The organism is Caldibacillus sp. 210928-DFI.2.18, from assembly GCF_020554505.1.
Taxonomy (GTDB): Bacteria; Bacillota; Bacilli; order Bacillales; family Caldibacillaceae; genus Caldifermentibacillus; species Caldifermentibacillus hisashii.
In genome coordinates this window covers 1-2,216 of sequence record NZ_JAJCHL010000169.1, presented here as the reverse complement: position 1 = coordinate 2,216, position 2,216 = coordinate 1, and the positions used below count along the sequence as shown (strand labels likewise).

Annotated in this window: 2 protein-coding genes; one reads left to right on the top strand and one right to left on the bottom strand. The window is 38.1% G+C overall.

Translation table 11 applies throughout. The features are described from left to right. Nucleotides 1–414: 414 nt before the first annotated feature. The gene (locus LIZ98_RS17295; RefSeq protein ID WP_108898923.1) at nucleotides 415–825 is read right to left on the bottom strand and encodes a VanZ family protein; all 411 of its coding nucleotides are present in this window, start codon (nucleotides 823–825) and stop codon (nucleotides 415–417) included. A gap of 337 nt (nucleotides 826–1,162) precedes the next feature. Between LIZ98_RS17295 and spoIIQ the strand changes: the two genes are divergently transcribed. Next, entirely contained in the window at nucleotides 1,163–2,044 is an 882-nt protein-coding gene (spoIIQ, locus tag LIZ98_RS17290) for a stage II sporulation protein SpoIIQ (protein WP_227140380.1), read from the top strand. Nucleotides 2,045–2,216 lie beyond the last annotated feature (172 nt).

Sequence of the window (2,216 nt, the reverse complement as noted above, 5' to 3'; positions counted from 1 at the left end):
TGTCCAATAGAAGGGCTCTCGTGGACAAAAAAGGCCTCCAACCAGGAAAAACTGTCCAATAGAAGGGCTCTCATGGACAAAATGAGGAGTCAATCAGCAAAAATTGTCCAATAGAAGGGTTCTCATGGACAAAAAAGGCATCCAACCAGGAAAAACTGTCCAATAGAAGGGCTCTCGTGGACAAAAAAGGCCTCCAACCAGGAAAAATTGTCCAATAGAAGGGCTCTCATGGACAAAAAAGGCATCCAACCAGGAAAAATTGTCCAATAGAAGGGCTCTCGTGGACAAAATGGGGAGTCAATCAGTAAAAATTGTCCAATAGAAGGGCTCTAATGGAAAAATACAAGGTCAACCACCAGAAAAAATCCGATAAAAATGTTCTTATTGGACTTTTTTCTGTCCCCTATTTGGATACTACCTTTTTAAATGATCCAACCAGTGTCCAACCCGATTTTTTCCTAAAAAATAGCCACGATAAACAATAAAAAAACATATTGTAATACCAGTGATATCCTTTATGAAATCAATGACTGTTGCTGAACGATATGGAACAAAAGACTGGTGAATTTCATCGGCCAATCCGTACAAAGCCGCAACAACTGCCGCCACCCAATTTGTTTTTTTCGTGAGTTTTCCATCAATAGCAAAAAACAACACAAAAAGCACATACAAGATTGCGAATTCAACTAAATGCAATGACTCCTTAATCAAAGAATCTGCAAAGGAAAACTTAACAAAGGCATCAGCCGGATTGCTTGATAGCATCCAGATTAATCCCATATATAGAAACGGAAGTACCTTTATTAGCCATCGAAACATTTTCATAAAATCTAAACCCACCTTCTTTATCAGACTACATGACACCGAATAGAATCCTGCATGGACAGGCAGCTGCACCTTTCTTATAATTTCCTGCAAGTAGAAGCCTGCAATAAAGATATCTGCACATATTCCTAAAATCCCCAGCAAATAGAATTCTAAGGGTAACCAACGTTTTCTGTACCTTTACCTAAAATTTCCAGCAAGAATAATTACCCTTCTCAGTACTTTTTCCTAAAATTCCCTGCATAAAAAATAAATTTTTACAAAAAATATGAAAAAAGTGTTTTTTGAAGTATATATTTCTCATTTTCTGTTCAAAATGATTCATGAGGTGATGAAAATGAGAGAGGAAGAAAAGAAACAATCTTCTCGCAAACTTGGCATAAAACGCTTCTTCAAAAAACGTTGGGTATATCCTGCAATTTATATTGGTGCCGGTGCAATTCTATTATCTACATTTCTATGGTTCCAAGCAAGAGATAATGAAGGTGCCAAAGAGAACGAATTTGGTTATGAGTCGAACTCCGGCCGTGACTTGGCAGGAGAGGACGCACTTGAAGTTAACAGTCCTGTAGAAGATTTTGAATGGCCAGTAGCAGACAAAAATGTTGTGGAAGTGGTAACCAATTTCTACGATCCGGCTGCTACAGAAAAAGAACAAGAATCTGCAATCATCGGTGACGGAAATAGTTTTTATCCGAGCACAGGGATTGCGATTGCAGGAAAAGACGGTAAAACATTCGATGTTCAAGCTGCAATGGGTGGTAAAGTTAAATCTGTCAAGGAAGATGCACTTCTTGGCAATGTCGTTACCATTGAACATGCCGAAAATATCGAAACGATCTATCAATCCCTTGAAGATGTCTCTGTCAAACAGGGTGACCAAGTAAAACAAGGTCAGGTGATCGGTAAGGCAGGCAGAAGTTTGTTAAATGAAGAAGCAGGAATTCATACCCATTTCGAAATTAGAAAAGACGGTGTAGCGGTTAATCCGCTAGAGTACTTCAAAAAATCATTAACTACATTGCAAAATACCGATGTAAAAAAATCGGAAACTGTAGCTGATGAAAAGAAAAGTGAAGAAGCAAAAGAATCAAAAGTAACCGAAGATGAGTCAGAAAACACCAAACCTGGTAATTCTGAATCAGGTCAAAAGGACAATGACTCCGGTACTGGCGATAAAGAAAACTCAAATAAAGAACAAAACAACGATGCTAACTAATATTCCAAATGTAGTTGAATCCCCCTTTCTAGTATATATAAGGCTGTCCCAAAACGAATAATGGGACGGTCTTTTTTTATAGTATAAGAAAGTATAAAAATACAGGTAAATAACTCAGGATCAGTTTTATTGTCTAGCTCCGAGCGCCAGCGACTGAGAAACTAACTCCCCT

Bases quoted from the DNA above. Each gene is read 5' to 3' on its own strand.
- LIZ98_RS17295 (WP_108898923.1), bottom strand. From the start codon at position 825: ATGAAAATGTTTCGATGGCTAATAAAGGTACTTCCGTTTCTATATATG.
- spoIIQ (WP_227140380.1), top strand. From the start codon at position 1,163: ATGAGAGAGGAAGAAAAGAAACAATCTTCTCGCAAACTTGGCATAAAA.